Below are 25,501 nucleotides of genomic sequence, written 5' to 3'. Positions count from 1 at the left end.
GCCACACAGCGATAGCATGCATTCACTTAAGCTGCCTCCCCATGGGACTCTACTATGAATTTCGTTAAGATGACTACCAACCATGGTTGCTCGCCAATCGCCGACGATGGCATGTCGGGGCGGGCCAGGATGATACCTACGATGCAGAGGTTGTTGAGATGGCCGTTTCGAGATGGATCGGGTTCGCGAGTCTGACGTTCGTGCTGGCGTTTGGGGCGGCGGTCCCTGCTAAGGCGGATCTGATCATCGGCAACTACACGCCGTATTGGACGGCAGGTGCTGCCACATCCATTGACCTAAGACTCGCGGTGGAGTTCAAGGTCGGGGATTCGCCCCAATGGTTGGACTCCGCTACGTTCGAGTTGTCGATCCGTCTCGGGGCCCATGTGACGGCCACTCTGCGCACGACCAATGACGCGGATCCCAATACTCCCGGCGCCCTCCTGGCGACGCTGAACAGCACGGCGGTCGGCATGGATCGGATTGATTCGCTCCCGATCACGTTTACGGCGACGACGCCGATCCTCCTGCAAGCCCAGACGAGTTACTGGCTCCAACTCTCAGTGACCGGGGGTGACTTCGGTTGGGCCTCCGACAGAGGCCTGCCGACAGGTCCTGGCGCAACCTTCCTGCGAACCTATTACTCCAATCCCTTCTTCACCGGCGCGTTGGACGGTTTCGTCCCCCTATTTCGGCTGGATTCGCCGGTGGTCCCCGAGCCGTCGTCGATCGCCCTCGCGGGCATTGCCGGGGTCGTCGGCCTGGCCGTCGCAAAGTTGCGGCGCAACTCGGTCCGGAGCTGATCTCGCCGATACTTGGAGGCACTGACGCCCCCCGCCGCGGACCGTCATCCTCGTCCTTCCGGCCGTTTGGGCCAGCCGAGGTCATAGTCGCCGCCCGCCTCGAAGAGCCAGATCGAGTGCTCCGCCCCGTTGGGAAGCTTCAGCTTCTCGCTGAACCGCCAACGATCGGGCAGGTATTCGACGATCGCCCCTTCGAGGAGCGGCGGCAGGATCCGCTTGAGCCAGTCGACCGAATCGACCCAGAAGGCGGGGGCCCAGCGGTTGACGCTTCTGAGCCAGCGGACCTGTTCGAGGCGAGGTCGTTCGTCCTTCCGCTTGACCTCCAGCTCAAAGCGTCGGCCGTCGGGGAAGCATCCGGAGAGGTCGGCCGCACCCGGCTCGCTGAACCGGACGTATCGAGCCTTGCCGGACTTCTCGTCGACGACCTTCCAGAGCCCAGTATTCCGCCGCTCGACCCAGGGGGAGAAAACCGGTGTCCGTTAGGGGGAGAAAACCGGTGTCAGTTCAGGGGAGAAAACCGGTGTCAGTTCATTTTTCCGGGAGAAAACCGGTGTCAGTTCATTTTTCCGCAGAAAACCGGTGCCAGTTCATTTTTCCGTCCACCGATTTTCCGCCTTTTTCCAGGAAATAGAACTGACACCGATTTTCCGAGGAAATAGAACTGACACCGATTTTCCGAGGAAATAGAACTGACACCGATTTTCCGCCCTTGGAAATAGAACTGACACCGATTTTCCGCCCTGAGGCAAACTTATCATCAATTGCTACCGAGATGAAGAGGGATGCTTCCGGGTGGACGCCAATGACCTGCACCCCCTGATCGCCGCTTATCTCGAACAGGACGTTCAGCGTAGCCTAAGCGCGTGCCAAAACCTGCTCGATATCCTTGAAGATGTCAAGGCTGGGCATCGAGCCGAGTGGTCAGGCACCGGCAATGCGCACACTGTGACGATTCGACCTGAAGCGGTAGTCATCCACAATGAGTGGGACGACGGCCTTGGTGACGCCCACCTTCCCTGCGATGTGTTTCGTGACTGCATTGAGGCCTGGAAGGCGTGCATTTCCTCCTGACAGAGTCAAGCCGAGCAAGAAAAGTGTAGACGCCCGGCCGGTTCGTCCAGGCCCTGGTCGACGGAGACTCCGATCAGATCGGCCAGGAGTACGTCAACCTCGCGGCCCTGGTCCTCCCGTTCAAGGGGGCCAATCTCAGCTTCCCCTCGGGGTCGGTCGGCCTAATCCCCGTAGGCCAGCGGATGACGGCCGGCGGCTTTCTCGGGGAAAACCGGTGTCCGGGGAAAACCGGTGTCAGTTCATTTTTCCGTCTTCCTCGCCCGTCGGTCCGGGGGGGGAAAACCGGTGTCAGTTCATTTTTCCGTCTTCCTCGCCCGTCGGTCCGGGGAGGGGAAAACCGAGACATTCCTGGATCTCGCCAGGGTTCAGGACATTTCGGTTGTCTTCAACATCGCAAAATCATCGCCGAGGGTCCGGGACGACGAGGGTGGGGCGGAGGCTTGCTCCCCCACTGGCACGACTATTGTGCCGCGCCGTCTGCACCGATGACCAGATGCGCACGCCCCGATCGGGGACGCGACGTCGCGGAGCAGGGGCCTTGGATCGGATCGCCTGGGGTGCTAGCCTGGATGGCTAAGCCTCACTCGACTCCGACGACGGCACGAAAGGATCCGCGCCCATGTCCGTGGAATGGAACGACGAGGGCCGCGGCCGGCTCGTCGAATTGCTCAAGCGCGACTCGCTGCGACTCGGCCAGTTCACCCTGGCGAGCGGACGAAGCTCCCACTATTACATCGACGGCCGCAAGGTCACGCTGGGGGCCGAGGGGGTCCGGCTGATCGCCCGGGGGATGCTGCACACGCTCAAGGACCACCCCGAAATCGCCGCCGTGGGGGGGCTCACGATGGGCGCTGACCCGATCGTCGGCGCTTCGCTGGCCATCGCGCCTGAGGTGGGGCTGGGGAGCCTCCGGGGCTTCCTCGTCCGCAAGCAGGCCAAGGGGCACGGAACGGGGAACCTCGTTGAGGGCCCGCTGGAGCCGGGCTCGACCGTCGCGATCGTGGACGACGTCGCCACCACCGGCGGCTCGTCGCTCCAGGCCGTGGACGCCGTCGAAGCCATGGGCTGCAAGGTGGCCGTCGTGATCGCCGTGCTCGACCGCCTGGAAGGGGCCGCCGAGAACTTCGCCGCCCGGGGGCTCGCGTTCAAGAGCCTTCTGACGATCCGCGACCTCGGCGTCGAACCCCTCGCCCGCGACTGACCCACGCCCCAAGGATGGACCGACAGGGATGGAGACCAGCCTGCACCGCCGGCTCAAGGAAATCCACGGGATCGAAAGCGGCGGCCAGTGCGAGGTCGCCGTGGCCGGCTTCCGGATCGACGCCGTCGCCGGCGACGGCTCGCTCGTCGAAATCCAGTCCGGCGCACTGGGGCCGTTGAAGCCGAAGTTGCGAAGCCTGCTTCCTCAGCATCGGATCCGAGTGGTCAAACCGATCGTCACACGGCGAGTGGTCATCCGCCGAGCGACTCCGGACGGCCCCGATCTGTCGAAACGGCATAGCCCCTGGCGCGGACAGCTCGTCAAAGCCTTTGACGACCTTGTGGGCCTCGCAGTGCTAATCCCCGAGCCGAACCTGACCGTCGAACTGATCGGGGTGGCCGTTGAAGAGGTCCGAGTGCCCCGAAGGCGGAGGCCGGGATACGCGGTCGTCGATCGCCGCCTGGTTTCTGTGCTTTCAACCCTCTCGATCGTTACGGCCGACGATCTTTGGGAACTGCTTCCTCTCGGAATTTCTCATTCCGAGCCGTTCACCACGGCCGAACTTGCGCGCAAACTAGGCAACTCCGTCCCGTTTGCTCAGCGAGTCGCTTACTGCTTGCGTCTCTCCGGCGCGGTGAAAACCGTCGGGAAACGGGGCAACGCCTGGGTCTATCAGGCGGATCGGCGGGAGAGCGTCAGGGCGTGAACGACGTTCGGCCGTCGTTAATGCATGCAAATCCAAGAAGGGATTGAGAGCGAACCGCGAGGGGTTCAGCCCGGCGGGGAGCGATCAGAGGCGGGTGAGCGACTTCTTCAGATCTTCGTATTCGCGACGGCGAGCGGACCGACGCCGGTGCTCGGAGTCTGAGCGACGGCCGGTGCGAGCCGTCCGCCGTTGTACAGCAACCGCAGGTTGCGGCGAGCCCGCTCCCAGAGGCGGGAGTCCAGCAGGTCGAGGCCCTCGTGGGAGGCCGCGACCGGCGACTCGGAACGTGAGGAGGAAGTCGAATTCATGTCTTGGCCCATCGTCCTAACAACTTTAACGGCAAATGTTTCAAGAGAGAGTGGAACCATCCGGTCGACCTCGCGGCGAGCGAGGGGCGTTGCAGGCCGTTCCCTGGGCGATGCGACGCGCTGATCGGCGGTCTTCGGTGGTGGCGTCCGGCGTCTCCCGGCGAGATCATCGATGACCGGAGGCGGCGGATCGACGAATGCTATTCAACGGGTAGTACACATTCGCAGGAGAGGAGGCGTGAAAGCGGTCCGGGAGAGGAACGCTTTCTCCTGCGGGAGGGCTCAACAACAATACGAAGAATCCGAGGGATTCCAATTTGAAGTGCGAGAAGCTGCATGGGCCAACCTCCTTGCCTGGCGGCGCCGCAGTTTAAACTGCGCTACAGCGGCTTCGTCGAGTTGGCAGTCGAGACCGGAGTTCATGGCATGAATCCTGAGTCGGCTGTCGGAATCCACAATCACGTCGATCGTCGTCCACAAAGAAGAGGCCGTCTCAACTGGACTGATTCGGCCGTCGGAAGTTGAGCAAAACTCGCGCCCAAAATCTCTGCGGTACGAAACCGAGGTGAGGGGGAGCCCTCCCGAAGGAACGGGAAGGGTCGGGCGAGCGACCCTCAACGGGGTCGGAGGTCCGGCCGCTTCGGGTTGAAGCGGGTGGCTCGAAGGAAAAAGCTACAAGCCGCCGACGCGCATGTCAAATAAAATTACGTCATTATTCTGATCGTCCTGATGTCTTCGAAATCCGAGCCTCGGAGGCGACACGACCACGGCCGACGCGTCGGGCTGGTCTGACGCGATCCCCGACGCGCCGTCTATAATAAGTCTGAGGGCGGCGACCCCCGTTGGGTTCGCGGCCGAGGGGAGGGCGGGGGCCGCGTCCATGAGTCTCGTCGGTGGGACGGTCGATCTGGAGCAGGCGCTCCGCGGGCGGTTTGGGCTGAAGGACTTCCGTCCCGGCCAACGCGACGTCATCGAGGCCGTTCTGGCCGGTCGAGACGTCCTTTGCGTCATGCCCACCGGCGGCGGCAAAAGCCTTTGCTATCAGCTTCCGGCGGTGGTCGTTCCCGGGTTGACCCTCGTCGTCAGTCCACTCATCGCCCTCATGAAGGATCAGGTGGACGCCCTCACCCAGCGCGGGGTGAGAGCGACGCTGCTCAACAGCACCATCGACCCGGCCGTCCAGACGCAGCGGATGGCCGAGATCGAGGCGGGCCTTTACGACCTCGTCTACGTCGCCCCCGAGCGGTTCCGCGGCGGCCGGTTCACGAACCTGATGGCCCGGGTACGGCCGGCCCTCCTGGCGATCGACGAGGCGCACTGCATCAGCCAGTGGGGACACGACTTCCGTCCCGACTACGCCCGCCTTGGCGAAGCCCGCCGACGGATTGGGTCGCCCCCTTGCATCGCCCTGACCGCGACCGCCACCGACGTCGTCCAGCGCGACGTGGCCGAGCAACTGGGTCTTCAAGACCCTCGCCTCTTCGTCACCGGCTTCGACCGCCCCAACCTCCGGTACGTCGTCGCCCGGACCGGCCGCGATGAGGCCAAGCTGGAGGAGTTGAGCCGGGTCCTCGACCGAAATCCAGGCGCCTCGGTGATTTATGCATCCAGCCGGGCCCGCTGCGAGACCGTCGCCGGCTACGTCTCTCGGGAGCTGAAGAGGCGGGTCGTCGTCTATCACGCCGGGCTGGATCGCGACGCGAGAGCCCAGGCCCAGGACGCCTTCATGAACGGCGATGCCGACGTCGTCGTCGCGACCAACGCCTTCGGGATGGGGGTCGACAAGCCGGACATCCGCTCGGTCGTCCATTTCAACATGCCCGGCACCATTGAGGCCTACTACCAGGAGGCCGGCCGCGCAGGCCGCGACGGCGAACGCTCGGTCTGCGTCCTCCTGTACTCCGGGGGCGACCGCCGGCTCCAGGAGATGTTCATCGAGAATGAGTTCCCGCCGCGACAGGCCGTGAACCAGGTCTACGAGTTCCTCCGAGCCCTTGACGACGACCCGATCGAGCTGACCCACGCCCAGATCCTGGAGCAGTCGGACGTGGATGTGAAGGAATCGGGCGTGGGAGCCGCCCTCAAGATTCTCGACGACTGCGGGGCGATCGAGAAATTCTCCCCCCGAGAGAACATGGCGATCGTGCGGTTCAACGTCGAGGCGGATGAGTTGGAGGGGAGCCTCGTCGACCGCGTCAGCCCTCAGGCCCCGGTGAAACGGGCGGTCCTGGCGGGGCTCGAGGCGATGGCCCGAGGCCGCGTGGGTGAATCCTGCTACTTCCGCCCCGACGAGCTGGCCACCGCTCTGGCGATCGACCGGCCGGCGTTCAACCGGGCGATGAAGGGGCTCACCGCCGAACTGCCGATCGTCTACGTCCCCCCGTTCCGAGGCAACGCCCTCCGGGTCGTCGACCGCACGCGAAAGGCCCGCGACCTGGAGATCGACTTCCGCCGGCTGGAAGCCCGCAAGCGGCACGAGTACGAGAAGCTCGACCGGATGACCCAGTACGCGATGAGCCCGATCTGCCGCCGGTCGCTGATTCTCAGCTACTTCGGCGAGCGAGCGAACCTCTCCGAGCACTGCGGCGGCTGCGACAACTGCCGGTCCGACGACGGCGGCTCGGCCCGCGTCGACGCCACGGTGATCGACAGCCCCGAGACTCGCGAGACGATCCAGAAGGTCCTCTCCGGAGTGGCCCGGGCGAAGGGGAAGTTCGGCAAGACGGCGGTCGCCCAGATGCTCGCGGGCTCGGACTCGGAGAAGATGAGCCGGAGCGGCCTCCAAAACCTGAGTACCTACGGCATCCTCCGCAACAGCGGCCTCACCCACAAGGAAATCGCTGACCTGATCGAGGCCCTCGGAGGTGCGGGGATGGTCGAAAGCCAGGCGGTCGACGGCTTCAAGCCGGTCGTCGCTCTGAGCGAGGCCGGCCTGAACTGGCTCCGCGACCGCGACGAGGCCCCCGCGCTGAGCCTGTCGCTCCCCCGAGACGTGGCCCGCAAGTTCGGCTCGCTGCACCGGTCTTCCTCCTCCCCGTCGAAGGCGACCTCGGAACCTGCCGGAGGGTCCTCCGAAGCGTCCGATCTCGCCGGCGATCCGGCCTATGAGCGGCTCAAGGCTCTCCGCCAGCAGTGGGCTCGCGAGGTCTCCCAGCCCGCCTACTGCATCTTCACCAACCAAACCCTGGAAGCCCTGGTCCGCCAGCGTCCCGCCTCGCCGGCCGAGTTGAACGACGTCAAAGGCCTCGGGCGAGCCCGGATCGATCGCTACGGCGACGCGATCCTCGCCGCCATCGCCGGCTTTCCCGCCGCGACGCCCCCCAAGACCGAGGCCCCGCCGAAACCTCGGCCGACCGCGCCTCCCGCCGGAAATCCCCCGATCGAGCCGACCCCGGAGGAGCCTCCCGCGCGACCCGCTCCCTCCCCGGCTCCCACCGTGTCCGTCCCGCCCCAGGCTCCGAAGCCACGGCCCGCGACGGCCTCCGACCACGTCTCGACCGAGGAGTGGACCTGGCGGCTGGTGGATCGGGGGTTCTCGATCGACGAGGCGGCTGCGATCCGGGGGATCGATCCCACAGTGGTCGTGAGGCATCTCGTCTGGATGGCCCGGCGTGGGAAGACGTTGGAGGCAACGGCCGTCGCGCCCGCGGAAGTCGTCACGGCGTGGGACGCCTGGCTTGCGGCCCATCCCGGAGGCGAGCCGCCGGAAGAGCCCGCCGATCGGGTCCATCTCTGGCCGCTCTTCCGCGCCTGCCGGACCGGCGGCTGATCCTGGGGGTCGACGATGACGACGTTGGACCTGATGATCCGGCTGACGACGGCTGCGGCGCTGGGCGGGGCGATCGGGGTTGAGCGTCATCGCGCGGATAAGGCGGCGGGCCTGCGGACGCACATGCTGGTCTGCCTGGGCTCGGCCCTGTTCATGATCGTCTCGGCTCACGGGTTCGATCCGGTTCTGCGGCCGTCTCTGGTCCAGCTCGATCCCTCGCGGGTCGCCGCCCAGGTGGTCAGCGGGATCGGCTTCCTCGGCGCGGGGGCGATCCTCCGCCGCAATGAGGCCGTGTTGGGGCTGACCACGGCGGCGAACATCTGGGCCGTCGCGGCGGTCGGCCTGGCGGCGGGAGGGGGCATGTTCACGGCGGCGGTCGCGGCGACCGCGATCATCCTGGTCGTCTTGACCTTGATGAAGTGGGTCGAGGATCGAATCGTCGTCGGCCCTGGACTCCGCGTTGTATCATTGCTGATGGAGAGTCCTGAGGCGGCGGACCGCGTGCTGCGATCCGCCTTTGTCGAAGCCGGCCTGGACGTTCCTTCGCTCAAATCCTGTCCTGGCGACAAGCCTGGGACGCGTCGATTGGAGGCGATGGTCGTCGGCCTGTCCGACGCTTCGCTGCTCGCCCTGACGGCGAAGCTCCAGGCGACCGAGGGCGTTCTCGAAGTCTCGTATGAAGGAAGGACGGCATGAGTCCGGTGCATCGTCTTGCGATCTGGGGACTGATCGTCGCGTTGTCCGTCTCGGCGGGGCCGGCCAAGGCTCGCGAGGACGAGTCGACGCCATCCCCCACATCGGTCAACCGGCTCCGAATCGAGCCGATGGGGCTGTCGATCCCTTCCCCCTACCAACCGGGGAAAATCCCCGTCGTGCTGATTCCGGGGCTCTGGTTCAACCCCACCTGCTGGACGCCTCTGATCCGAGCCCTGGAGGCCGATCCCCAGTTCACCTCGGCCTATCAGATCTGGACCTTCGGCTACGCCAGCAACGACCCGCTCGCCTACTCGACCATGATCTTGCGACGAGCGATCGCCGAGACCCGCCACCGAGTCGACCCCGACCGACGCGACCCGGCACTCGATCGCATGATCCTCATCGGCCACAGCATGGGAGGGCTGGTGGCCAAGCTCGCGGCCGTCGACGGCGGCGACCGGTTCTGGCGGCTCGTCAGCGACGAGGAGCCCTCGAAGCTCACGGGTGATCCCGCCGACCTGTCCCTCGCAAGAGAGACGCTGATGTTCCGGGCGATCCCCGAAGTCAAGACGGTCGTCTTCCTCGCCACCCCCCATCGCGGCGGCACCCCCAATCAGTGGCTCCTCCACGACGTTGCGACACGGTTCGTCCCACGACCAGACGCCTTGCTGAAGGCCCACGACCGCCTGGTCGCCGCCAACCCTCCGAACTTCTTCAAGCCGACGTTCCGGGGAAGCCTGACGACGAGCATCGACGACATGCGGTGGAATTCACCCATCATCCGCGAGATGGTTGAGTTGCGGCCTCCAGCGACCGTCTCCTGGCATTCGATCATCCCCGTCAAGAACGGCCCTGCCGGTCCAAGCGGAAACGACGGCGTGGTCGCCTACTCCAGCGCCCACGTTGAGGGCGCGGCCTCGGAAACCATCATCCCGGCCGGCCACTTCTGCCTGGACTCCCCCCAGATGATCGCCGAAGTCCGCCGCATTCTGCTTCAAGAGAACCGCCGCTAGGCAACAAGCCCCTCCACTGGATCGATTTCAACTTGCGATTCCGTCCCGGCTTAGTGTAGAACCAGGACACGAATCCAAAGAGATCGGGTTGATTTCCGGCGAGGATCGGCCGGACGCTCGTCTTGTAGAAGACGAAGACGGCGGCCCCGTCATTCCTGCCCGAACCATCAGGCCGCAGGCGACATGAAGGAAGCAACCACCGACAAGACGGCCCAGCCCGAACAGCCTACTCCCGAAGGTGGAGCAGGCGTACTGGCTCGCACGTATAAAGCCGGCCCGGCCGCGATGGCCCTGGTCATCGGCCTGGCCGCGCTGACGGCCCAGGCGTCCGAATCGGACCTGGTGCGCGACATCCAGCGCTACTGCACGGTCTGCTGGCGGAACGCCCGGCTCGACCCCCGCGTCTGGGACGACTGCACCCAGGAAGTCTGCTGCCGCCTGCTTACCAAGGCTCGCGACGGCCGGCTCGACCTCGCCCAGGTTCTCGCCGACGACACCCCGGAACGCCGGGAACTCGTCCGGGCGATCGACATGGTCCGCAAGCGCGTCCAGCGCGCCAAGCGGCACCAGCCGCTCGACTCCCTGGCCCTTCCCGCCCCCGACGCCGAGCAGCGTCATCGAGACCGCCTGGAACTCGGCGAGATCCTCGAGTCCGCCCGCCGCGCCGTGCTGACGCCCCGCCAGGACCGGATCGTCGAACTCTGGATGCGCGGCTGGTCGGTCCCCGAAATCGGCGCCGACCTCAAAATCGCCGTCAACCGGGTCAGCGACGAGAAGTACAAGGCCCTCCGCAAGCTCGAACAACACCTCCGCCACGGTCACGAGCTTGACGCCTTCACCGAAACCCAGGTCCGCGCTGAGTCTTCCCAGCGCGAGACGGCCTGAGGCGACGATGTAAGGCACGACCAGAGGAACCTCTTAGGCGGATCGCGGGACGATCCTGGGTAACGAGGCCCTTCGATCGATGCGTCAGGCTCTTGTCGTGGGTGGGCTTGTCACCATCCTGATCTCCGCCTTCGTGGAGAAGGGCGAATTCTCGACCGTCTCAGGCTTCGTCTATGGGTTTGCGAATCTGGCCCTGATCGGCGGTCTACTTGGAAGGCGTTTCTCCGTCAAGCAACTGGCACTGGCTGTGGTTGTCCTAGCTGTTGCCTTCAAAGCAACGCAGACGGGGATGGGGTCGCTTCGCCATCGACTCGACACGATAAAGCCGGGAATGACCGTGGAGGAAGTTCGCCGTCACATGGCGGGCTACCAGGAATCCGGCGAAGTCATGACCGATGAGCGTCTAATCTCCGACGGCTCAATCGACTTCCGAGACCCGACAGCCCCGCGATCTCACGTCGCGTGTGGAGTCGTCACGATCAAGAATGGACGAGTCGCCGGAGTCGACTTCAGGCCGGATTGATTCGACTCGCAGTCTCCGACGCTTCTCGTTCAACGCCGCCGGAATGAGGTAGGCTCTGGGTACCATGGCCACACTTGCGTGGCCATGCGTCGCCGACGGTCGCTCTCTAGTCTCACACCGGTTCATGGCCACGCAAGCGTGGCCATGGCACCCGGCGCTGAGTGTTCCCAGCGCGAGACGGCCTGAACCATAATCCGCGGGCCTCACCGACAGCTTGGCTTCGATTCCAATCGAAGCCAACCTCGTTTCGGCAGCAACCCGCTGAGGTCCAAGGGTTTACTACCATCGCCGTTGGCTTCGATCGGCAAACAACGCGCGATGATTCGCTGTCGGCATTCGTATCCACCGGGATGCCAAAGAGCGCGGGGATGGATTATCCCCGCAACTAACAATGGCACCGAACCGACGGTTCCGTCGCGGCGATTCCGGCACACCGCGGCGTATGCAACGGCACACGCCCCGCGATCCGCACAACCGTAACAAGCTGCGGTCACTTCAACTCGCGGACCGCTTCCAGGACGGCCTCGGCATGGCCAGGAACCTTGACCTTGGGGAAGATCCGGGAGATCTTGCCGTCGCGGTCGATGACGAACGTGGTCCGCTCGACGCCCATGTACTTACGCCCGTACATGCTCTTCTCCTTCCAGACGCCGTACGCCTCGCAGACGGTCTTGTCGACGTCGGCCAGGAGCGTGAAGGGGAGCGAGTACTTGCCGACGAACTTCGCGTGCGAGGCCGAGGAATCCGGGCTGATCCCAAGGACCGTCGCACCAGCGGCCTGGAAGTCGGGGTGGCCGTCGCGGAAGGCGCAGGCTTCCTTGGTGCAGCCGGAGGTGTCATCCTTGGGGTAGAAGTAAAGGACGACCGGCGAACCTTTCAGCTTGGAGAGGGTCGTTTCCTTGCCGTCCTGGTCGGGGAGGGTGAAGTCGGGGGCGAGCTTACCGGTTTCGAGCATGGCGGGAAGGCTCCTGATTTCGGGCGGATGGTCGTTTGTAATCGGGGCGGCGGCGGCCGTCGAGGGGAGGTTGCGGTGGGACGCGTGGAAGTCTTCGACCATACGGCCGACCTGGGCCTGCGCATCGAGGCCGACGACCTTGACGACGTCTTCCGCACGGCCGCCGAGGGCCTGTTCGACGTCGTCACCGCCGACCGCTCGACGATCGAGCCGCGCGAGGAAGAGATCGTCGAACTGGGCTCCGACTCCCCCGCGCATCTGCTCGTCGACTGGCTCAATGAACTGATCTTCCGGATCGAGACTCGTCACGCGCTCTACGGCCGGTTCGACGTCTCGGTCGCCCCCGACGGCCGATCGCTCACGGCGACGATCGCCGGGGAACCGATCGATCCCGACCGTCACGTCCTCGACCACGAGGTCAAGGCCGCGACCTATCACGGGCTCGTTCTGGAGCCGGCCGGGGATAGCTGGCGAGCCGAGGTGATCGTCGACATCTGAGATGACCGGTCGATTCACGAACCACTATCTCATTTGGATCGTATTATCTAGATGGAAAGGCGGGAGCGACCTCTCCAAGCGAGGTTGAGTCTTCGGAGAAATCTGTTGACCTCACCGCGTCGACGACGATAATAGAGCCACGAGGAATATGGTTGCACGCATCGCCGAAAGGCCCCGGGCAATCGTTTCTTCGCTCCATCTGCGTCTCTATCCGCTTCGCCGTCCGGCCCCGGATGGGGTGCTTGAAATTGGCTTTTCAACCCCTGCTCGCTTCGTCTCATGAAAGTGAGACCCCGGGCAGGGTTTTTTTATGACGTGAATCCAGACGACGCCGTCTCAACGTCTCATGTTCCTCCAACTCCACCCAAACGAGTGGTGGCGTTCGTCGACGGCCAGAACCTCTTTCATTCGGTCGTCGAGGCGTTCGACTACAACTATCCGAATTATCATCCGCTCGCCCTGACCGACCGAATCTGCGAAGGTCGGGGATGGGAATGCCGGCAGGTTCGCTTTTACACGGGCGTACCCAAGTTCGACGACGATCCATACTGGCACAATTTCTGGGCAGCCAAGAAGCGGTTCCTGAGTCGACACCCCCGCATGCACGTCTTCACTCGTGACCTGCGGTTTCGAAGTCGAAGAATCTCCTTCGCCCGGGATCACGCCCGTTTGACTCTTGGCGATGGAACTCCGATGGACAGGGCGACGTCCTTGCTGCTCCCCAATGGACGAAGCATTCCAGGTGAGATTATCTTGCGATCCGGCGAGGAAAAGGGAATCGACGTTCGCATCGCCCTGGATATGATCAGCCTCGCCCTGAGGAGTGACTACGACGTCGGCGTCGTCTTCAGTCAGGATCAAGACCTCTCCGAGGCGGTATCCGAGATTCGCGGAATTGCGAAATCCCAAAACCGCTCCGTCGAGATGTTCAGCGCGTTTCCGGTGAGTCGAAAAACCAGGAACCCGCACCCAATCCGAGGCACAACCCCTATCGAAATCGATCGGCCCCTGTACGATGCCTGTCTCGACAGGAGCAACTATCGGCCTCGCTGACGACGGTTCGCCGACTTCCCGCCAACTCAGCTCACCGCGATCCGGTCGACAGGGATCTCGTGGCGGGCGAGAAACTCGTCGACCTCGCCACGGCGGAAGACGCCGGTGGTGGCGCCGACCTCACGCACGCAGCTCGCGCCGACGGCACTGGCGAGGGTGAGGCAGTCGATCTCATTGCGACCTTCCAGAAGACCGACGATGTAGCCGGCGTTGAACGAGTCGCCGCCGCCGGTGCCGTCGACGAAGGTGACGGGGAAGGTGCCCATGCGGACCTCGTTGTCGTCCGAGAGCGAGACCAGACCCCGGTCGCCCATCGTCACCACAACGCGGCGGGCTCCCATGTCGCGGAAGGCGCGGGCCTGGCGGATCGGGTCGTGCTCGCCCAGGATGAGAGCGGCCTCGTCGGTGTTGGGGACGAAGACGTCGGTGTAGGGGAGCACCTCGCGCAGGGGAGTGATGTAGTCCCCCTCGCCCGGGGTGACGACGTCCAGGATCGTGTGGCCGCCGGCCTGCTGCACGCGGGCGAGCCGCTTCGCCAACTCGGCCCCGTCCAGCTTCGGCAGGATCAGGAAGTAGCCGATGTGCAGGACCTTGGGCGGGACGGAGAGGGCCTCGTCCATGTCGGCCGCTTCATAGCCGCGGTTCGCCCCCAGGGTGTGGATGAACCGGCGGTCCTCCCCCTGGACGTTCACGATGAGCGTCTGGCTGGTCTCGCGCTCCGGGTCGACCTGGATGTACTCCGTCCCGACCCCTCCTGATTGCAGCGTCTCGACGATGAACCGCCCGAAGGCGTCGTCGCCGATCCGGGCCGACGCCGAGACCGGCACTCCCAGCCTCCCCAGCGCCATGCTCGTGTTCGACACACCGCCGCCGGTGGCGAGATAAAGCTGTTCCACGGCGATCAACTCGCCGGCCTTCGGCATCCGAGGGATCGGCGGCGTCAGATGGTCGACCAGAACCATCCCCGCGGAGATGACGGGGGGTCGCGACGAGGGAGAGGAGGGCGTCGACACGGATGGCTGTCCCCGAAGTGGAAGGCGACGATGCGCGCGAACGGATGGCGCTCGCAGGGCCAAAGCCCCGGCCGATCTACCTTACCAGCAGCCAGCCCGGCCGCAAGGCACGACCCGAGGCGCATCGCCTGAGGCCGAGCCAGCCTATCTCCGGGGGATCAAACGACGTGAGGAGAGCATTTGCCGGCATGGTCGAGAGGGAAAAATCAGACGGCTGGCTCTCGACGGGCGTTGATATCAGCCAGGTGTTTTCTGGCCGCATCGAGAAGTTCGTCGTCGTCCAGATCCCAAAGAGCGCCCTCCGCGTCCCCCCGGGCCATCATGACGAGATTGGCGATCATCTGCCCGAAGCGATACTCAGGACAGGCCTGACTCAATTCTTCGAGGACTCGCAGCAGTTCTCCTCGCTCGAGGTCCATCATGGGAGCCGTTCTTCGACCGTTGGATAGTGGCCTACTGGCACTTTCAGGTCGCCAATCACCTCGACACGGACGAGGACTCCCGGCAAAAGCTTCGCCACCCGCGTTGCGCGGGTGACGCCGTCGGAGATCACCAACTCGCCGTCCACTCCTCGCTGAACCCAGATGGCTGGCATCCCGTCGGTCTTCTTCACAAATCGAGCGATCTGTCGCTGGGGCTTCGCGGGATCGGCCCCGAATCGGAGGGAAGGAGGCAGGTGGAGCGTTCGAGGATCAAGACCGAGGAACACGAACGTCCACCTGCAACGAATGATCGGCGAGTCGGGATCGAGAAAACCTTGTCGACGCTCAACTCGGATTGTCGATCGACGCCACCACCTCGTCCGGGTTGGGGTCCTTGGTATCGACGGTCGCACTGGTGTCGGGCTCGGGCTCGACGTGTCCAGCGCGTTTGCCAATGAGTTGGGTGATCTCGGCCTCGGTGAGGACTTCCTTCTCGATGAGGGCCTCGGTCAGCTTCTCTAGCTCCCTGCGGTGCTCCTGAAGCAGGCTGAAGGCGTGCTCCTCGGCCTCGCGAAGGATCCGGGCGACCTCCTCGTCGATGATCTGCTGCATGTGCTCCGAGTGGTCGCGGGGCTCGGACATCTCCCGGCCCAGGAACGGATGCTCGGAGCTGGAGCGGAAGGAAACCGGGCCGACGCGCTCGGACATGCCCCACTGGGTGACCATCATGCGGGCGAGCCGGGTGGCCTGGTTCAGGTCCTGGGCGGCGCCGGTGCTGAGGTCGTTGTAGATCAGGCGCTCGGCGGCCCGTCCCCCCATCGTCATGTAGAGCTTGGCCCGGATCTGGCTCTCGTTGAGGCTGAGCCGGTCTTCCTCGGGCATGAAGTGGGTGACGCCCAGCGAGCGGCCTCGGGGGATGATGGTGACCTTGTGGACCGGGTCGGAGCGGGGGGTGAGCCAGCCGACCAGGGCGTGGCCGACCTCGTGGTAGGCGGTGGCGCGCTTGTCGCGGTCGGTGATGGCCTCCTCGCGCTTGGCGCCGAGGACGACCTTGTCGAGAGCCGCCTCCATATCCTTGTCGTCGACGGCCGCCTTGTCCTCGCGGGTGGCCAGCAGCGCGGCCTCGTTAACGAGGTTCGCCAGGTCGGCGCCGCTCATCCCGACGGTGTTGCGGGCGATCCGGTCCAGGTCGACGTCGGCCGCGAGCGGGACGTTGCGGGCGTGGACCTTGAGGATCTCCAGCCGCCCCTTCTTGGTCGGAAGATCGACGGTGACGTGGCGGTCGAACCGGCCGGGACGGAGCAGGGCGGGGTCGAGGACGTCGGGCCGGTTGGTCGCGGCCAGGACGATCACGCTCTCGCTCGGCGAGAACCCGTCCATCTCGGTCAGGATCTGGTTGAGGGTCTGCTCACGCTCGTCATGCCCGCCGCCGAGCCCGGCGCCTCGGATCCGGCCGACGGCGTCGATCTCGTCGATGAACAGGATGCAGGGGCTGTTTTCCTTGGCCGTCTTGAACATGTCGCGGACCCGGCTGGCGCCGACGCCGACGAACATCTGGATGAATTCGGAGCCCGAGATCGAGTAGAAGGGCACGCCCGCCTCGCCGGCCACCGCGCGGCCGAGAAGGGTCTTGCCGGTGCCCGGAGGTCCGATCAGCAGGACGCCCTTGGGGATCCGCCCGCCCAGGCGCTGGAATTTCTCCGGGTTCTTGAGGAACTCGACGATTTCCTGCAACTCGCCCTTGGCGTTCTCCAGGCCGGCGACCTCGTCGAAGGTCGTCCGCTGCTTGGACTTGTCGTGCCGCTTGGCCGGGCTCTTCACGAAGCTGCCGAGGATGCCGCCGTCGAACTGGTCACGCGCCCGACGCATCATCAGGTAGATGAAGCCGAGGATCAGGAACGTGGGGAGCAACAGCATCAGCCAGACGATCCCGCTCGCCTGGTTGGCCGGGCTGGGGTCGATCCGCACCGGCTCCACCCCGGCCTTGGCCGGCTTCTTGCTTAGCCGGTCGATGACGGGTTGGATCGCCTCGTCGGAGGGGAAGTACGTGATGAACTTGCGAACAGTTTCCTGCGTCTGCGAACTCGGCGAAGGCTTGTAATCCTTCGCTTCGCGGAGTTCACCCCGGATCTCCGTCCCCATCAGCGAGACGCTCTTGATGTTGTCTTGCTCGACCTGGTCCAGGAACCAGGGCGAGTAGACGACGGGCGTCTCGTTCATCGGCTTGAACTGCCACAGGATGAAGGCGACTCCCAGGAGGAGGATCACCCAGAGCCACGGGGGCGTCGGCGAACCTCCTGCGCCGTTCGGCTTCCGCACCGGAGGGGGCGAAGGACGACGGGGGGGCTCCGGCTGTTGCGGTCGGTTCTCCATGCGATCTCACTCTATGGGATCAGGCAGTTTCTCTCACGTCGCCCGGGAGACTTCTCGTCTCGACCCGATCGGTCCCGGCGCAGCGGGCGACGCCGGCCGACAGGCGCTCATTTGGGAATTGTAGCGAAGATCGGCCGAAAGGTCAGGGGGTAGGCGGGGAGCCGTCGATCCCAAACGCGAAGGCCGAGCAGAGATGCCCCATGATCCGGTCTTCGAACACTTTGCGGCCCAGATCCGCCCCCGCCGCGCCGGCGACCGTCATCAGGGGGATCAAATGCTCCTCCCTCGGATGGGCGAACCGTGCGCCGGGAGCCGCAGCCCAATCATCGAGCAGTCGCCGTCGATCGTCGGCCGAGGGAGCCTCCACAGCGCCGGTCAGCCAGGCGTCGAAGCGGTCCGATTGATCCGAGCCCTCGCCGCCGAAGAACGCCCGGAGGTTGTGGAAGCTCATCCCGCTGCCGACGATCAGCACGCCTTCGTCCCGCAGGGGAGCGAGCGCTGCGCCAGCCTGCGCATGCAGGTCTGGGTCGAGTGATCGATCGACGGAGAGGGCGACGACCGGGACGTCGGCGTCTGGGAAAGCTACCTTCAGGGGGATGAAAACGCCGTGGTCGAAGCCTCGATCCGGGTCGGGCGCGGCGGATAACCCTGCGTTGGAGAGCAGTTCGACCACGCGACTCGCCAGGGCAGGGTCGCCCGGTGCTGGATAGGTCAACTCATAGGTGTGGGGCGGGAACCCGGAATAATCGTAGATCAGTTCGGGATGTTCCCCCGAAGTGACCCGAAAGCCGCGGGTCTCCCAATGGCCGGAGATGATCAGGATCGCCCGGGGCCGGACGCCGACGAGATCCGGCGCCGACCGCAGCCAGGCGGCGAGCCGATCCCAGGTGTCGCGGGGCCCCATCGTCCAGTCCATGAAGAAGCAAGGTCCCCCGCCGTGGGGGATGAAGAGAACGGGCAGGCGTCGGCCGGGTTTGTCAGCGGTCATGGCGCTCGGAACCTCCTCGGGCGGTCGTCGCCCGGACGTCTCAATTCTAGCGCGAGGTCAAAAGCGTTCGCCGGTTGGCGTCGTCGCGGAGAGGCCGGGGCGAGTAACATGGTTCCTCGCCCGCGACGCGACGGGCGCAAGCGATCCAATGATGCTGGAGGCGGCGTTGAGACCCGGGCGAGGCGGACTGGAAGCGATCCTGCGCGACTGCGGCGTGGAACTGGCGTCCGACCAGTACGACGCCTTGTGGACCTACCACCAGATGCTCCGCGCCGCGAACGCGTCGCTGAACATGACGCGGATCCACAACTTTGAGAACATGGTGCTGAAGCACTACGTCGACAGCCTGCTGGTCCTGCAGTTCGCCGATCTGCCGTCGCCGATCATCGACATGGGCTCCGGTCCGGGGCTTCCCGGCGTGCCGCTCAAGATCGCCCGGCCCGACGTCCACATGATCCTCTGCGAGCCCCGCTCCGCCCGCGCCGAGTTCCTGGGCCAGGTCTGCGAGCGTCTCGGCCTGAAGGACGTGGAGGTCTACGCCCACAAGCTGGGGCCCGACTACCCCGGTCAGGTCGGAGGCGTCGTCACCCGGGCGGTCGCCGCGATCCCCGAGACGTTCGAGCGCGTCGCCGCCTGCATCAAGCCCGGCGGCAAGATGATCTTCATGAAAGGGCCCGGCTGCGACCCGGAGATCGCCGAGGCCGAGCGCGACTGGAAGACCTGGTTCCGCCTGGAAGCCGACCACGCCTACACGATCCCCGGCACGACCCACGACCGCCGGCTGGTCGTCTACGAGCGGACCGACGCCGACGCGCCGCTGATCGAGAAGAGCCATAGCGATTCCGCCCGCGCCGCTCGGTCGTTCTCCGGGACCATCCGCGAGATCGCCAGCGAGTCGAACGCGACGTTTCGGCTCCTGTCCGACTTGCTCGCCGGCCGGGGCGTCCGCAAGCACGGGCTGGCGATCCTGGCTGGTCCGAGAATCACCGGCGAGGTCGCCGAGCGCTTCCCGGAGCGCGTCGAGGGTTGGATCACCGACCCCGAGGGCCCTCCGCCGCCCGACTCATCCTGGACCTGGCACCGTCTCGCCGGGCCGCTTTTCAAAACCCTGGACGTCGCTGGAACTCACGCCCCGTTGCTGCTGGTCCGCGCGCCCGAGTTGAAACCCTGGTCGGACGCCGAACCCTGGCCAGAGGGGTGCACGCTTTTCGTCCCCTTCCAGGACCCGGAGAACGTCGGCGCGGTGGTGAGGTCGGCGGCGGCGTTCGGCGTCCCTCGCGTGGTGCTGCTCCAGGAGGCCGCCCACCCCTTCCACCCCCGCGCCAGCCGAGCCGCCGGCCCTGCCCTGTTTCAGGTCGAGCTGACGACGGGGCCGTCCATCCGCGAGTTGTCTTCATCGACCCACCCGCTGATCGCGCTCGACGCCGCCGGCGAATCGATCGACGCCCAGCCTTTCCCCGAGACGTTCGGCCTGGTCGTCGGCGTGGAGGGTCCCGGACTGCCCGAACACCTCCGACGCGGGCCCAAGCGACGGATCCCCATCGCCGAGGGCGTCGAGTCCCTCAACGCGGCGACGGCGACGGCCGTGGCGCTTTATGAGTGGTCGCGACGGTCGCGGGGCTAAGCGTCTGGGCCTGGCACCAACAGCCCGGGTAGGGAGATCAACGGCCTTCCCCCCTGGTGGCTCGAAGGGCCGGATGAGGGGGGATCGGCATCGGATCGAAGTCCGATGCTTCGATTCTCGACCCATGCCGGTCGCCCCCTCATCTGACCGCTGCGCGGTCTGTCTTCCCCCGCGAGGGGGGAAGACCGTCGAACCGCAAACCTATCGCCCGAAGCGACAACCGCTCAGCCCTTCCGCGCCTCGCGAACCAGATGGGGCAATTCCGGCAGGATGATCTTCGTCATCGCCAGTTCGACGGCCGCGCGGGAGCCGGGCATGACGAGGATCACGGTCCGGTCCATCAGGCCGCCGACGGCCCGGCTGAGCATGCAGGCGGGGCCGATCTGCTCGTAGCTGAGCATCCGGAACAGCTCGCCGTAACCGGGAAGGGGCTTCGTCAACAAGGCGGAGACCGTTTCGTAGGTTTGATCGCGCGGGCTGATGCCAGTCCCGCCGGTGACGAGGACCGCGTCGACGGCCGGCTGCGCGGGATGTTCGCCAACGCGGGCCGTGATGAAGGCGCGGACGGCCTCGGGTTCGTCGGGGGTGATGGCGCGGGCGATGACGCGATGGCCAGCAGTCTCGGCCAGTTCGACGATCAGCGCGCCGGAAGCGTCGGTTGCGGTCGTCCGGGTGTCGGAGACGGTCAGGACGGCCAGGGTGAGCGACTTCGGGGCTTCGGCTCGATGCTCGTCGACGGATCGTCCCTTGCTCATGGTTCTCGTCCTTGATGGATTCCCATCAGGCCAGGATCGGGCGGATGACGCGGCCGGCGACGTCGGTCAGGCGGAAGTCGCGGCCGGCGTAGCGGTACGTCAGGCGCTCGTGGTCGAAGCCCAGCAGGTGGAGGATCGTCGCGTGGAGGTCGTGGACGTCGACGACGTCCTCCACGGCCTTGAAGCCGAACTCGTCGGTCGCGCCGTGGATCGTCCCCCCCTTCACGCCGCCGCCGGCCATCCAGACGGTGAAGCCGTAGTGGTTGTGGTCGCGGCCGAGGGCCGCCTTGCCGGAGCCGTCCAGTTCGACGGTCGGCGTGCGGCCGAACTCGCCCCCCCAGATGACGAGCGTGTCCTCGAACAGCCCACGCTGCTTGAGGTCGGTCAGCAGGGCGGCGATGGGGCCGTCGATGTCGGCAGCGTGGGCGCGGTGGTTCTTCTCAATGGCCGCGTGATCGTCCCAGGGCTGGCCGGCCCCGTGCCAGAGCTGGACGTAGCGGACTCCCCGCTCCAAAAGCCGTCGGGCGATGAGCGTCTGGCGGCCGTGGACGGTGTCGCCGTACATCTCGCGGATGCGCTGGGGCTCACGGTCCACGTCGAAGGCGTCGGCCGCTTCGACCTGCATCCGGAAAGCCGTCTCGAACGACTGGATGCGGGCCTCCAGCCGGGGGTCTCGACGCTCGCGGCGATGCTCCTCATCAAGCGTGCGGAGCAGGTCGAGTTGCCGTCGCTGCGACTCACGCGAGGCGTGGGGGCTGCGGACGTTCTCGATAAGCTTGTCGATCTCGCGGTTCTTGGGATCGACGAACGTCCCCTGGTAGACGCCGGGAAGGAAGCCGGAATTCCAGTTTTCAGCGTCCTTGATCGGAAATCCGCCGGGGCACATGGCGACGAAGCCGGGGAGGTTCTGGTTCTCCACGCCGAGCCCGTACAGGACCCACGCGCCGACGCTGGGGCGCGGCAAGACGGAATCGCCGCAGTTCATCAGCATCAGCGACGGCTCGTGGTTCGGCACCTGGGCGACCATCGACCGAATCACGGCGATGTCGTCGATGTGCTCGGCCGTCCGTGCGAAGAGTTCGGAAACCTCGATGCCGCTCTCGCCGTAACGCTTGAACTTGAAGGGCGAGGGAAACGCCGCACCGGTTTTGCGCTCGGTCGTCAGATTGATGGGGATCGGCTGTCCCGCGTATTTCGCGAGCGCCGGCTTGGGGTCGAAGGTGTCGACCTGGCTCGGGCCTCCGTTGAGGAAGAAGTGGATGACCCGCTTCGCCTTGCCGGGGAAATGCGGTGGTTTCGCGGCAAGCAACCCGCCTGGGGTCGCCTCGCCGGCGAAGGCCTTCTCATCGCTCAACAGCCCGCCCAGGCCGAGGGCGCCAAGCCCCAGCGCCGAGCGTTGCAGGATCGCCCGTCGACTGAACAGCGGACCTTCAAAGTCGTGGCTCACGATCCGGCCCTCCTTCAATCGACGAATGTAAACTCGTTGGACATCAGCAGCACCTGGGCGAGCTGCTCCCACGGGCTGAGCCGGCGGGGCGGCGGACCGCCGAAGTCGCGATGGGCGTCCCAGGCAGAAGGCGACGGCGGCTCGGCCTTCACGACCCGAATCGTCGGCGCCCAGAGGTGCTGATCGTTGTTCAGGCCGTCGCGAATATCGACGACGAAGTCGAGCGTATCGCCCGGCTCGACGGCGATGGAGTCGACCGAGAAGTCCTCGCGACCATTGTGGACGGCGGCCGATTTGAGGACGCCCCGTCGACCGTGGATGAGCCATCCCCGCACGCCGTCGCCGGCAGCTTCTTCGTGAACGAGAGTCGAGGCCACGGCGACCTCGCCTCGAACGGGCGAGGTCCATCGGCGGTAGATGGAGCGCTTGAGGTCGTCGCCCGGGTGGCCCCCCTCGGCCGTGATCCGCGCCCATCCGAGTTTCTTGTCGGGCCACTTCGGGCCGCCCCCCCAGCCCTCGCCGTCGAAGTGGGGCAGGGGGGTGAACGACGCCGTGGAAGGGCCCTCCTTCGGGTCGACGGCGCCATAACCGTAGCTCCAGGCGAGCGACTCAGGCGATGGCGAGGGCTCGGGAGCGGCGGTCGACGATTGCAGGAAGCCGACGGCCGCCGAGGACTGCGAGGAAGTCGGCGGTCGCTGGTAGATCGCCTCGTACAGTCGCTGCACGCCGGCTTCGAAGTCATCTTTCGGGAGCTTCGCGGCGAGGCTCCGCGCCCGGTCGGCGACGAACGGGTTGTTGAGGGCGAAGAGGGCCTGCTGCGGAACGGTGGTCTCGCTGCGGCTGGGCGTGTGAAGGTCGGGGTTGGCGAAGTCGAAGGTCCGGAAGACGCCCGGCAGGAACTGGCGATCGACCAGGCCGTAGAGCGTCCGCCGCCTGTTGGACGATCCGCCGAAGAGGGCCGTAGCCCGGCCGCCCATCCGGTCGTCGAGTTCGCCGGAGACGGCCAGCAGCGAGTCGCGCAGTTCCTCGAAGGTCAGGCGATGGGGGTTCATCTTCCAGAGCAGGCGGTTCTCGGGGTCGACGGCCTCCGCCTTGGCCGAGGTCGGTGCGTCGGACCGGCGGCGATAGGCCGAGGACAGGACGATGAGGCGGTGGATCGCCTTGGTGCTCCATCCCGATTCAACCAGTCGGCTCGCCAGCCAGTCCAGCATTTCGGGATGGCTCGGGGCCTCGGCGCGGATGCCGAAATCGCTGGGCGTTCGCACCAGACCGGCGCCGAAGTGGCGGGCCCAGATCCGGTTAACCCAGACGCGGGCCGTCAGTGGGTTCGAGGGATCGACGATGGCTCGGGCCAGGTCGAGCCGCCCCGCGCCGTGATCGAAGGGCTCCGCGTCCGAGCCGGCGACGGCGCGAAGGAACCGACGCGGGACTGTTTCCCCCTGATTGGCCGGCGAGCCGCGGCGGAAGACGCGGGCCTCGCGCAGGTCGGCTCGATCGACGACCTCCACGGCGAAGGGGGGCGCCTGAGGCTGGATCAGCCAACGATCCACCTCGCCCTGGAGCTTCCACATCGCATCGATGGTTCCGGTGTCGAAATAACCTTCGGTCGAGACGATCGGCTCGTCGGGGACCAGGCAGGGGGAGTCCTCAGCGTAGAGGACCCGACGGAGGGCCTCGGCGTCCGGATCGGGTAGGGCGAGAGCGTCGGCTGACGTCTTGAGGCTGGCTTGCCACTGCTCGTCGACCTCGGCGAAGAGCTTGGCGTAACGCTCGGCCGCCTCGCGCGGCGAGGCCGGCGGCGTCGCGAAAGCCGAGGCGACGCGAGGATTGAGCGGCGCTGCGGACGTGATCGGCTCCTTGGCGACGATCTGACGCCAGGGGCGGAAGATGGGATCGTCGGCCTTCGCCTGGCGATCGAGATAGGCCGTCCAGCGGCGGACGAAGGCGGGCACGACATCGTCCTTGCCGACGACGATGTCAAACCCTTCCTGCGGCACGCTCGCCAGATCGAGCTGGGCAAGGAGGTAATCGACGATCTTCGCCCGGGCGCGTTTCGCCGCTTCCGCTCGAGCCTCGGCCATCCCCTTGCGCATGGCCTCCTGTCGCTTGAGCAGTTCGGCCTCAAAGGCCTCCCGCTTTTGCCCCTCCAGGGGGCCGTCGCCCACGCGGACGAGCCGCTCGGTGGCGTTCATGAAGACGCCGTAGAGCGAGTAATAATCGGCCGTGGGGATCGGGTCGTACTTGTGATCGTGGCAGCGCGCGCAGCCGACCGTAAGTCCCATCGTGCCGCGACAGACCACGTCGATACGATCGTCGATCACGTCGTGCGTCACCCCCAGGAACCGCCGGCCGACGGTCAGGAATCCCATGGCCGCGGCAGCCGAGGGATCAGACTGGTCGGCGGCGATCTGATCGACGAGGAAACGATCGTAGGGCATGTCGTCGTTGAACGCCTTCACCACCCAATCGCGATAGGCGGGGGCGGGGACGGAGAAGCGTTCTTCGCGGGCGTAGACGTACCCCTTGGTGTCGGAGTACCGGGCGACGTCCAGCCAGAGCCGCCCCCACTGCTCGCCGTACCTCGGGCTGGAGAGTAGCCGGTCGACGAGCTTCTCATAGGCGTCCGGATCGGGGTCGGCGACGAACGCGGCGACCTCGTCATTCGTCGGCGGCAGGCCGTTCAGGTCGTAGGAGACGCGGCGGATGAGCGTGCGGCGATCGGCCTCGGAAGCCGGGGGAATCCCGGCGGCGTCGAGCCGTGATTGGACGAACGCGTCGACGGGGGTCCGGATGAGGGACGTCTCGGCTGGTTTCGGCACCGGCGGATCGACGACCGGCTGGAATGCCCAGTGGCGAGCCCAGAGGTCCTTGCGAGTCGTGACAGGCGTCGCGGCCGACTTCGGCCACGGCGCGCCGGCGGCGATCCAACGCTCCAAAGCGGCGACGGCCTCGGGCGACAGCTTCTGCTTCTCGTCGGGCGGCATCTTCAGCTCGCCCGATCGCCGGACGGCTTCGATCAGGGGCGAGCCCGCGGGGTCGCCGGCGACGACGGCCGGGCCGTTGTCGCCTCCCTCCAGCAGCGCCTCGCGACTGTCGACCCGCAGACTCCCCTTCTGCTTGTCGGGGCCATGGCAGGACTGGCAACGTTCCACGAGCAGGGGTCGGATCTGGGCCTCGAATGCGTCGTCGCCCAGGGCGTTCGCCGCGGTCAGGCCCAGGGTGAGCCCCGACCACGCGGCGACCCACAGCCGTCGTGAGGTCATGGCGGGTCCTCCGTTGAGAGGGGATCGGCTTGGGCTTCCGCCCGATCCAAATTCTATTCAACAATCGTCTCGGTCGCAACCGACCGGGAGGCCCGCTCCCTTGAGTCGACGGCTCGGCGCGTGGTACAACCCGAA

At 66.0% G+C, this 25,501-nt stretch carries 23 protein-coding genes; 13 read left to right on the top strand and 10 right to left on the bottom strand.

Annotation, left to right across the window (positions count from 1 at the left end):
* Positions 1 to 158 precede the first annotated feature (158 nt).
* The 4 genes from G5C50_RS10415 to G5C50_RS10400 all read left to right on the top strand — a co-directional run bounded on the left by G5C50_RS10415 (position 159) and on the right by G5C50_RS10400 (position 3,781).
* Positions 159 to 803, top strand: a complete 645-nt coding sequence (locus G5C50_RS10415; protein ID WP_165068646.1) for a choice-of-anchor R domain-containing protein — start codon at positions 159 to 161, stop codon at positions 801 to 803.
* Between the two features lie 753 nt (positions 804 to 1,556).
* Positions 1,557 to 1,874 carry a YacL family protein gene (locus G5C50_RS10410; protein ID WP_315852310.1) on the top strand — a complete coding sequence of 106 codons (318 nt, stop codon included), beginning with the start codon at positions 1,557 to 1,559 and terminating at the stop codon, positions 1,872 to 1,874.
* Positions 1,875 to 2,493: 619 nt separating this feature from the next.
* Positions 2,494 to 3,075, top strand: coding sequence for an orotate phosphoribosyltransferase (gene pyrE / locus G5C50_RS10405; RefSeq protein ID WP_165068641.1), 582 nt, complete (start codon positions 2,494 to 2,496; stop codon positions 3,073 to 3,075).
* A 28-nt stretch (positions 3,076 to 3,103) separates the two neighbouring features.
* Complete coding sequence (locus G5C50_RS10400) at positions 3,104 to 3,781, top strand: hypothetical protein (protein WP_165068638.1); 678 nt, start codon at positions 3,104 to 3,106, stop codon at positions 3,779 to 3,781.
* A gap of 107 nt (positions 3,782 to 3,888) precedes the next feature.
* Here the strand turns inward: G5C50_RS10400 and G5C50_RS10395 are convergent, their stop codons facing one another.
* Positions 3,889 to 4,089, bottom strand: a complete 201-nt coding sequence (locus G5C50_RS10395) for a hypothetical protein (RefSeq protein ID WP_165068636.1) — start codon at positions 4,087 to 4,089, stop codon at positions 3,889 to 3,891.
* Positions 4,090 to 4,969: 880 nt separating this feature from the next.
* Here G5C50_RS10395 and G5C50_RS10390 point away from each other — a divergent pair.
* The 5 genes from G5C50_RS10390 to G5C50_RS10370 all read left to right on the top strand — a co-directional run bounded on the left by G5C50_RS10390 (position 4,970) and on the right by G5C50_RS10370 (position 10,975).
* On the top strand, positions 4,970 to 7,858 hold the full coding sequence (locus G5C50_RS10390) for an ATP-dependent DNA helicase RecQ (RefSeq protein WP_165068633.1): 2,889 nt from the start codon (positions 4,970 to 4,972) through the stop codon (positions 7,856 to 7,858).
* Positions 7,859 to 7,873: 15 nt separating this feature from the next.
* Positions 7,874 to 8,554, top strand: a complete 681-nt coding sequence (locus G5C50_RS10385; protein ID WP_206107634.1) for an MgtC/SapB family protein — start codon at positions 7,874 to 7,876, stop codon at positions 8,552 to 8,554.
* Positions 8,551 to 9,567: an esterase/lipase family protein gene (locus tag G5C50_RS10380; RefSeq protein ID WP_165068630.1), complete on the top strand. Its 1,017-nt coding sequence runs from the start codon at positions 8,551 to 8,553 to the stop codon at positions 9,565 to 9,567. Before G5C50_RS10385 ends, G5C50_RS10380 begins: the two co-directional genes overlap by 4 nt.
* A gap of 183 nt (positions 9,568 to 9,750) precedes the next feature.
* Positions 9,751 to 10,452, top strand: coding sequence for a sigma-70 family RNA polymerase sigma factor (locus G5C50_RS10375; protein ID WP_240907045.1), 702 nt, complete (start codon positions 9,751 to 9,753; stop codon positions 10,450 to 10,452).
* A gap of 97 nt (positions 10,453 to 10,549) precedes the next feature.
* Positions 10,550 to 10,975 carry a hypothetical protein gene (locus G5C50_RS10370; RefSeq protein ID WP_165068628.1) on the top strand — a complete coding sequence of 142 codons (426 nt, stop codon included), beginning with the start codon at positions 10,550 to 10,552 and terminating at the stop codon, positions 10,973 to 10,975.
* 490 nt (positions 10,976 to 11,465) lie between these two features.
* On the opposite strand, the gene bcp is transcribed toward G5C50_RS10370, so the two are convergent.
* Positions 11,466 to 11,930, bottom strand: a complete 465-nt coding sequence (gene bcp / locus G5C50_RS10365; RefSeq protein ID WP_165068625.1) for a thioredoxin-dependent thiol peroxidase — start codon at positions 11,928 to 11,930, stop codon at positions 11,466 to 11,468.
* 75 nt (positions 11,931 to 12,005) lie between these two features.
* Between bcp and G5C50_RS10360 the strand changes: the two genes are divergently transcribed.
* The gene (locus G5C50_RS10360) at positions 12,006 to 12,428 is read left to right on the top strand and encodes an archease (protein ID WP_240907044.1); all 423 of its coding nucleotides are present in this window, start codon (positions 12,006 to 12,008) and stop codon (positions 12,426 to 12,428) included.
* 336 nt (positions 12,429 to 12,764) lie between these two features.
* Here G5C50_RS10360 and G5C50_RS32585 read toward each other — a convergent pair whose 3' ends face one another.
* Entirely contained in the window at positions 12,765 to 13,289 is a 525-nt protein-coding gene (locus G5C50_RS32585; protein WP_240907043.1) for a hypothetical protein, read from the bottom strand.
* Here G5C50_RS32585 and G5C50_RS33185 point away from each other — a divergent pair.
* Complete coding sequence (locus tag G5C50_RS33185; RefSeq protein WP_407673514.1) at positions 13,230 to 13,481, top strand: hypothetical protein; 252 nt, start codon at positions 13,230 to 13,232, stop codon at positions 13,479 to 13,481. The two genes, G5C50_RS32585 and G5C50_RS33185, sit on opposite strands and share 60 nt — an antisense overlap.
* Before the next feature lie 26 nt (positions 13,482 to 13,507).
* On the opposite strand, the gene G5C50_RS10350 is transcribed toward G5C50_RS33185, so the two are convergent.
* The gene (locus G5C50_RS10350; protein ID WP_240907042.1) at positions 13,508 to 14,494 is read right to left on the bottom strand and encodes a carbohydrate kinase family protein; all 987 of its coding nucleotides are present in this window, start codon (positions 14,492 to 14,494) and stop codon (positions 13,508 to 13,510) included.
* A gap of 2 nt (positions 14,495 to 14,496) precedes the next feature.
* Here G5C50_RS10350 and G5C50_RS10345 point away from each other — a divergent pair, with 2 nt between their 5' ends.
* On the top strand, positions 14,497 to 14,943 hold the full coding sequence (locus tag G5C50_RS10345; RefSeq protein WP_165068617.1) for a hypothetical protein: 447 nt from the start codon (positions 14,497 to 14,499) through the stop codon (positions 14,941 to 14,943).
* Here the strand turns inward: G5C50_RS10345 and G5C50_RS10340 are convergent.
* The 3 genes from G5C50_RS10340 to G5C50_RS10330 all read right to left on the bottom strand — a co-directional run bounded on the left by G5C50_RS10340 (position 14,913) and on the right by G5C50_RS10330 (position 18,277).
* Positions 14,913 to 15,089 carry a hypothetical protein gene (locus G5C50_RS10340; RefSeq protein WP_165068615.1) on the bottom strand — a complete coding sequence of 59 codons (177 nt, stop codon included), beginning with the start codon at positions 15,087 to 15,089 and terminating at the stop codon, positions 14,913 to 14,915. The genes G5C50_RS10345 and G5C50_RS10340 overlap by 31 nt on opposite strands.
* Before the next feature lie 172 nt (positions 15,090 to 15,261).
* A complete protein-coding gene (gene ftsH, locus G5C50_RS10335) occupies positions 15,262 to 17,289 on the bottom strand; it encodes an ATP-dependent zinc metalloprotease FtsH (RefSeq protein ID WP_165068612.1) in 2,028 nt (675 codons plus the stop codon).
* 142 nt (positions 17,290 to 17,431) lie between these two features.
* The gene (locus G5C50_RS10330; RefSeq protein WP_165068610.1) at positions 17,432 to 18,277 is read right to left on the bottom strand and encodes a DODA-type extradiol aromatic ring-opening family dioxygenase; all 846 of its coding nucleotides are present in this window, start codon (positions 18,275 to 18,277) and stop codon (positions 17,432 to 17,434) included.
* A 166-nt stretch (positions 18,278 to 18,443) separates the two neighbouring features.
* Here G5C50_RS10330 and rsmG point away from each other — a divergent pair, with 166 nt between their 5' ends.
* Positions 18,444 to 19,901 carry a 16S rRNA (guanine(527)-N(7))-methyltransferase RsmG gene (gene rsmG / locus G5C50_RS10325; protein ID WP_240907041.1) on the top strand — a complete coding sequence of 486 codons (1,458 nt, stop codon included), beginning with the start codon at positions 18,444 to 18,446 and terminating at the stop codon, positions 19,899 to 19,901.
* A gap of 224 nt (positions 19,902 to 20,125) precedes the next feature.
* On the opposite strand, the gene G5C50_RS10320 is transcribed toward rsmG, so the two are convergent.
* The 3 genes from G5C50_RS10320 to G5C50_RS10310 are packed head-to-tail and all read right to left on the bottom strand — an operon-like array spanning position 20,126 to position 25,366.
* Positions 20,126 to 20,656: a MogA/MoaB family molybdenum cofactor biosynthesis protein gene (locus G5C50_RS10320; protein ID WP_165068604.1), complete on the bottom strand. Its 531-nt coding sequence runs from the start codon at positions 20,654 to 20,656 to the stop codon at positions 20,126 to 20,128.
* 25 nt (positions 20,657 to 20,681) lie between these two features.
* Entirely contained in the window at positions 20,682 to 22,103 is a 1,422-nt protein-coding gene (locus G5C50_RS10315) for a DUF1501 domain-containing protein (protein ID WP_165068600.1), read from the bottom strand.
* Positions 22,104 to 22,117: 14 nt separating this feature from the next.
* Positions 22,118 to 25,366 carry a PSD1 and planctomycete cytochrome C domain-containing protein gene (locus tag G5C50_RS10310; RefSeq protein ID WP_165068597.1) on the bottom strand — a complete coding sequence of 1,083 codons (3,249 nt, stop codon included), beginning with the start codon at positions 25,364 to 25,366 and terminating at the stop codon, positions 22,118 to 22,120.
* Between the last annotated feature and the right edge of the window lie 135 nt (positions 25,367 to 25,501).

Origin of the sequence: Paludisphaera rhizosphaerae, from assembly GCF_011065895.1 — a bacterium.
GTDB lineage: Bacteria > Planctomycetota > Planctomycetia > Isosphaerales > Isosphaeraceae > Paludisphaera > Paludisphaera rhizosphaerae.
Note: the sequence above shows the minus strand (reverse complement) of the source record. Positions and strands in the feature narration are given on the sequence as shown.

Bases quoted from the DNA above. Each gene is read 5' to 3' on its own strand.
- G5C50_RS10320 (WP_165068604.1), bottom strand. From the start codon at position 20,656: ATGAGCAAGGGACGATCCGTCGACGAGCATCGAGCCGAAGCCCCGAAG.
- G5C50_RS10310 (WP_165068597.1), bottom strand. From the start codon at position 25,366: ATGACCTCACGACGGCTGTGGGTCGCCGCGTGGTCGGGGCTCACCCTG.
- G5C50_RS10330 (WP_165068610.1), bottom strand. From the start codon at position 18,277: ATGACCGCTGACAAACCCGGCCGACGCCTGCCCGTTCTCTTCATCCCC.
- ftsH (WP_165068612.1), bottom strand. From the start codon at position 17,289: ATGGAGAACCGACCGCAACAGCCGGAGCCCCCCCGTCGTCCTTCGCCC.
- G5C50_RS10380 (WP_165068630.1), top strand. From the start codon at position 8,551: ATGAGTCCGGTGCATCGTCTTGCGATCTGGGGACTGATCGTCGCGTTG.
- G5C50_RS10400 (WP_165068638.1), top strand. From the start codon at position 3,104: ATGGAGACCAGCCTGCACCGCCGGCTCAAGGAAATCCACGGGATCGAA.
- G5C50_RS10385 (WP_206107634.1), top strand. From the start codon at position 7,874: ATGACGACGTTGGACCTGATGATCCGGCTGACGACGGCTGCGGCGCTG.
- G5C50_RS10390 (WP_165068633.1), top strand. From the start codon at position 4,970: ATGAGTCTCGTCGGTGGGACGGTCGATCTGGAGCAGGCGCTCCGCGGG.
- pyrE (WP_165068641.1), top strand. From the start codon at position 2,494: ATGTCCGTGGAATGGAACGACGAGGGCCGCGGCCGGCTCGTCGAATTG.
- G5C50_RS10375 (WP_240907045.1), top strand. From the start codon at position 9,751: ATGAAGGAAGCAACCACCGACAAGACGGCCCAGCCCGAACAGCCTACT.
- G5C50_RS10340 (WP_165068615.1), bottom strand. From the start codon at position 15,089: ATGCCAGCCATCTGGGTTCAGCGAGGAGTGGACGGCGAGTTGGTGATC.
- G5C50_RS10345 (WP_165068617.1), top strand. From the start codon at position 14,497: ATGGCTGTCCCCGAAGTGGAAGGCGACGATGCGCGCGAACGGATGGCG.
- G5C50_RS10395 (WP_165068636.1), bottom strand. From the start codon at position 4,089: ATGAATTCGACTTCCTCCTCACGTTCCGAGTCGCCGGTCGCGGCCTCC.
- G5C50_RS10415 (WP_165068646.1), top strand. From the start codon at position 159: ATGGCCGTTTCGAGATGGATCGGGTTCGCGAGTCTGACGTTCGTGCTG.
- G5C50_RS33185 (WP_407673514.1), top strand. From the start codon at position 13,230: ATGATCAGCCTCGCCCTGAGGAGTGACTACGACGTCGGCGTCGTCTTC.
- bcp (WP_165068625.1), bottom strand. From the start codon at position 11,930: ATGCTCGAAACCGGTAAGCTCGCCCCCGACTTCACCCTCCCCGACCAG.